The following is a 5,544-nucleotide window of genomic DNA, read 5'->3' on the forward strand; positions in this document are numbered from 1 at the left end:
CGGCCCCCGCGCGGTCTTCGACCACCCCACCCCGGCCGGCCTGGCCCGGCTGCTCACCGAGGCGTCCGGTACCCCGGCCCGCCCGCCCGTCGTCCCGGTGCCCCGCACGGGCGCGGCCCCGATGTCCCACGCCCAGCAACGCCTCTGGTTCCTGGAGGAGTTCACGCCCGGCGTCGCCGAGAACGTCGCGCTCGCGCTGCGGCTGCGCGGCACCCTCGACCCCGGCGCCCTCGGCGCGGCCCTGGACGCCCTGACGGCCCGGCACGAGTCGCTGCGCACCACCTTCGACAGCGTCGACGGCCACGGCGTCCAACTGGTCAACCCGCCGCACGTCGTACCGCTGCCACGGCACGACCTCTCCGGCCGGCCCGCCGGCGAACGGCCGCAGGCCCTGCGCGACCTGCTCGCCGCCGAACGCGCCCGGCCCTTCGACCTGCGCCGCGGACCCCTGCTGCGCGCCACCCTGGTCCGGCTGGCCGACCACGACCACGTGCTGGCGCTGACCCTGCACCACATGGTCACCGACGGCTGGTCCAGCGGCGTGCTGCTCAGCGACCTGGCCCACCTCTACCGTGCCGAACTCGACTCCGCGGAAACCGAGTTGGCGCCACTGCCGGTGCAGTACGCCGACTACGCCCACTGGCAGCGCACCGAAGGGGCCCCCAGCGGGGAACAGCTCGCCTACTGGAAGCGCCAACTGGCCGGAGTGGTACCGCCGAGGCTGCCCACCGACCGGCCCCGGCCCGCGGTGCGCGCCGCGAACGCCGCCAATGCCGCCACCGTCCGCCTGGAACTGCCCGCCGACACCGCCCGCCGGCTGGCCGAGGTCGGCCGGGAGCGCGGCGCCACGCTGTTCACCACCCTGGTCGCCGCCTCCCAGGCCTACCTGGCCCGGCTCTGCGGGGACACCGACATCACCGTCGGTACGATCACCTCCGGCCGGCACCGGCCCGAGATCCAGCAGCTGGTCGGATTCTTCGTCAACACCCTGGTGCTGCGCTCCCGGGTGGAACCCGGCCAGTCCTTCGACGCCCTCCTCGGCGAGGTGCGGCAGACCGTCCTGGACGCCTTCGCCCACCAGGACGTGCCCTTCGAGAAGGTGGTCGACGAGGTCCAGCCGGTGCGCGACACCAGCCGCAGCCCGCTCTTCCAGGTCCACGTGGTGCTCCAGAACGCGCCGTCCGCCGAACTCGACCTGCCGGGCCTCGACGTGACCGGCATCGAGCCCGACGCCGTACGGACGGCCTTCGAGCTGGTGCTGGAGTTCGTCGAGACCGGGAGCGGCGCGCTGCACGGCCTGCTCACCTACAACACCGACCTGTTCGACCCGGCCACCGTCGAGCGGATGGCCGGCCAGCTCGCCACCCTGCTGACGGCCGTCGCCCAGGACCCGGCCCGCGCCGTCGGCGCGCTGCCGCTGGCCGGACCGGACACGCCGCCCGCCGAGGCCGGCGGCACCTTCCGCCCGGTGCCGGAGGCCACCTTGCCCGAGCTGTTCGAGCGCCGGGTCGCCGCCACCCCCGACGCACCCGCCCTGCTCGACGGCGAGCGCGAACTCAGCTACGCCGAACTGGACCGGGCCGCCAACCGGCTGGCCCACCAGCTGATCGGGCGCGGCGTCGGGCCCGAGCGGCTGGTCGCCCTCGCCCTGCCCCGCTCGGCGGCCATGGTGGTCGCCCAGCTCGCCGTCGCCAAGGCCGGCGGCGCCTTCCTCCCGGTCGACCCGGACTACCCGGCGCCCCGGCGCGCGTTCATGGTCCGCGACGCCGCCGCCCACCTGGTGCTCGACGACCCGGCCGGGGTCTGGACCGCCGAAGGCCCGGACACCGCACCCACCGACGCCGACCGCAGCACCGCCCTCACCCCCGCCCACCCGGCCTACGTCATCTACACCTCCGGCTCCACCGGCACTCCCAAGGGCGTCCTGGTGACCCACGCCGGCCTCGCCGTCTTCGCGGCGGCCGCCGCCGAGCAGTACGCCGTCGGCCCCGGCGACCGGGTGCTCCAGTTCGCCTCGCCCAGCTTCGACGCCTCCGTGCTGGAACTGTGCATCTCCCTGCTCTCCGGGGCCGCCCTGGTCACCGGCGAGGAGGGGCCGCTGGTCGGCGAGCGGCTCGCCGAGGCCCTCGGCGCCCGCCGGATCAGCCACACCCTGATCCCCCCGGCGGCCCTGGCCACCGTGGAACCCGCAACCGCCGCCGCCCTGCCCGACCTGCGCACCCTGGTGGTCGGCGCCGAGGCCTGCCCGGCCGACCTGGTCGACACCTGGGCCCCCGGCCGACGGATGATCAACTCCTACGGCCCCACCGAGGCCACCGTCGTCGCCAGCTGGACCGGCCCGCTCACCGCCGGCACCGGCACCCCCGCGATCGGCCGGCCCAGCGGCGCCACCCGCGCGTACGTCCTGGACACCGCCCTGCGGCCGGTGCCGCCCGGCGTCACCGGGGAGCTCCACCTGGCCGGCCCCGGCCTCGCCCGCGGCTACCTCGGCCGCCCCGGCCTCACCGCCCAGCGCTTCCTGCCCGACCCGTACGGCGCCCCCGGCGACCGGATGTACCGCACCGGGGACCTCGCCCGCCGCGACGCCGACGGCCAACTCCGGTTCGCCGGCCGCGCCGACGAACAGATCAAGCTGCGCGGCTTCCGCATCGAACCCGGGGAGATCGAGAGCGCCCTGCGCCGCAGCCCCCTGGTGCGCGACGCCGTCGTCACCGTCCGCGCCGACGGCCCCGGCGGCGGACGGCTCGTCGGCTACGTCGTCCCGACCGACGCCACCACCGGCGCGTCCGCCCTCGAACTCCGCCTCCACCTGGCCGAAACCCTGCCGCCCCACCTGGTCCCCGCGGCCTTCGTCCCGCTGGCCGCCCTGCCGCTCACCCCCAACGGCAAGCTCGACCGCCGGGCCCTGCCCGACCCCGGGCCCGCCCACGCCACCGCCGGCCCGGGCCGGGCGCCGGAGACCGACCTCGAACGACGGATCGCCCGGATCTGGGCCGACGTCCTCGGCCTCGACGAGGTCGGCGCCGACGACAACTTCTTCCTGCTCGGCGGCGACTCCATCCTCAGCATGCAGGTGGTGTCCCGGCTGCGCCGCGACGGCCTCCACCTGGCCACCCGGGACCTGTTCAGCCACCAGACCGTGGCCGAACTCGCCACCGTCGTGCGCACCACCACCGAACGCGCGGACGACGGCCCGGTGACCGGCGACCTGCCGCTCACCCCCATCCAGGAGTGGTTCCTGACCACCCCGCGCGCCGCCCACCACCACTTCAACCAGTCCACCCTGCTCGAACTCGGCGCCGACCCCGACCCGACGGCACTGCGCGCAGCCCTCGACGCCCTGCTGGAACACCACGACGCGCTGCGCATGCGCTTCACCCGCGACGAGGCCGGCTGGCACCAGTTCAACCCGCCGCCCGCCCCCGCCGAGGACCTCCTGATCCGCTACGACCTGACCGGGCAGAGCGCCGAGGCCGCCGACGCGGCCATGGCCAAGGCCGCCGACGAGCTCCACGCCGGCTTCGACCTGGCCCGCGGCCCGCTGCTGCGCGCCGCCCTGTTCACCGGCCACCCGGAGCACCCCGCCCTGCTGCTCCTGGTCGCCCACCACCTGGTCGTCGACGCCGTCTCCTGGCGGGTGCTGCGCGACGACCTGGAGAGCGCCCACCGGCAGGCCGTCCGCGGCGGGGCGATCACCCTGGGGGAGCGCGGCACCTCCTTCCGGGACTGGGCGCACCGGCTCGCCGGCCATGTCGCCGAGGGCGGCCTGGACCACGAACTCCCGTACTGGGAGGAGGCGGTGAGCGCCCGGACGGCCCTGCCCGGCGGCCCGGCCGACCCCGGCGGCGCCGCGAGTGATGACACCGCCGCCGACGATGTCGCGAGCGCGGCGGTCACCGTCGAACTCGACGAGGCGGACACCGAGGCACTGCTGCGCGCCGCTCCCGCCGCCTACCGCACCCGGGTCAACGACGTGCTGCTCGCCGCGCTCGCCCTCGCCCTGGCCCGCTGGAGCGGACAGCAGCGGATCGCCCTGGACCTGGAAGGACACGGCCGGGAGGACCTGCTGGAGGGCGTCGACCTGTCCCGCACGGTCGGCTGGTTCACCACCGTCCACCCCGTCACCTTCCACGTCCCCGACCCCGACCGGCCCGATCCGGACCGCGACTGGCGCGCCCTGGTGAAGTCCGTGCGCCGGCAGCTGCGCGCGGTGCCCGGCAACGGCCTGGGCTTCGGCGCCCTGCGCACCTTCGGCACCCCCGAGATCCGCGAGCGCCTCGCCGCCGGCGGGCACGGCCAGGTCGTCTTCAACTACCTCGGCCAGTGGGACGCCCGGCCCGAGACCGCCGGCGACGGCCTGGTCCGCGCCGAACTCGGCTCCTTCGGCCAGGACCACGACCCCCGGGACGGCGGCTCCCACCCGCTGGAGGTGGTCGGCGCGACCCAGCACGGACGCCTCGCCTTCACCTGGCACCACCGGCCCGCCGTGCACGACACCGGGTCCGTCCGCCGGGCGGCCGAGGACTTCGCCGCCGCCCTGCGGCAGATCGCCCGGCACGCCCGGGAAAGCCACTGACCGTACACCACCACCGACACCCGTTCGTCCGACGACAGAGGAGCCCGACATGGACGAGAACACCCGCTACCAGGTGCTGCGCAACGACGAGGAGCAGTACTCCCTCTGGCCCGCCGACCTCGACGTACCGGCCGGCTGGCAGCCCGTCGGCACCGAGGGCACCGAGGCCGAGTGCACCGCCTACGTCGACGAGGTGTGGACCGACATGCGCCCGAAGAGCCTGCGCGAGCGCATGGAGAACGCCGGAGCCTGACCGGCCGCACGGACGGGGCCGCCGGCCGCGCCGCGCCGACCGGCCCCGTCCCGGCCGCCGCACCACCCCACCACCCCACCACCGCGCCACTGAACGACCGCACCACCGAGCCGCCGCACCACCACGACCCGAGGAGAGCACCATGACCCCTCCGCTGCGCACCGAGCACCTGGACTTCATCCCCTACCGGCCCGAGGACGAGGACGCCTTCGTCTCCCTGCTGCGCAACGCGGACGTGTGCCGCTGGATGGGCCAGGACCTCGTGCCCGAGCCGGACATCCGGACGCTGTTCCGCGCGATCCTGGCCGACGTCTACCCGCAGAACCTCTTCGACGTCTGGGGCCTGTGGCTGGACGGGGCGTACGCGGGCCACGCCGAGGTCAAGCGCACCGGGAACGTCGACGGCCACGAGCTGGTCACCGCGCTGGCCCCGGAGTTCTGGGGCCGGGGCCTGGGCGGCGAGGTGGTGCGCGGCCTGATCCGCTACGCCGGGGACGAGCTGGGGCTCAAGGAGGTCTACGGCATGGTCGGCGCCGAGAACACCCCGAGCCTGACGATGTGCCACCGGCTCGGCTTCCGGCACCTGCGGGACGTCGTCGGCGACGACGGCTCGGTGACGAAGCTGGTGGCCGTCTCCACCACCGACCCGGCCTGACCCCGGCCGGGCCCGACCGCTGTCCCGTCCGGAGCAGCGGACCGGCCCCTCCGCCGGTCC

General features: G+C 75.7%; 3 protein-coding genes. All 3 read left to right on the forward strand.

Annotated features, from left to right (window positions below; genetic code table 11):
• A partial coding sequence (locus tag ACIQOV_RS25195; RefSeq protein WP_401052064.1) for an amino acid adenylation domain-containing protein occupies nucleotides 1-4,576 on the forward strand: 4,576 nt, incomplete at its 5' end.
• Nucleotides 4,577-4,625: 49 nt separating this feature from the next.
• On the forward strand, nucleotides 4,626-4,829 hold the full coding sequence (locus ACIQOV_RS25200) for an MbtH family NRPS accessory protein (RefSeq protein WP_316528801.1): 204 nt from the start codon (nucleotides 4,626-4,628) through the stop codon (nucleotides 4,827-4,829).
• Nucleotides 4,830-4,971: 142 nt separating this feature from the next.
• Nucleotides 4,972-5,484, forward strand: a complete 513-nt coding sequence (locus ACIQOV_RS25205) for a GNAT family N-acetyltransferase (protein ID WP_401052067.1) — start codon at nucleotides 4,972-4,974, stop codon at nucleotides 5,482-5,484.
• Nucleotides 5,485-5,544 lie beyond the last annotated feature (60 nt).

Source organism: Kitasatospora sp. NPDC091257, assembly GCF_044757675.1.
Classification (GTDB): Bacteria; Actinomycetota; Actinomycetes; order Streptomycetales; family Streptomycetaceae; genus Kitasatospora; species Kitasatospora lactacystinica.

Excerpts from the sequence above, each read along its gene's own strand:
- ACIQOV_RS25200 (WP_316528801.1), top strand. The coding sequence starts at position 4,626 with ATGGACGAGAACACCCGCTACCAGGTGCTGCGCAACGACGAGGAGCAG.
- ACIQOV_RS25205 (WP_401052067.1), top strand. The coding sequence starts at position 4,972 with ATGACCCCTCCGCTGCGCACCGAGCACCTGGACTTCATCCCCTACCGG.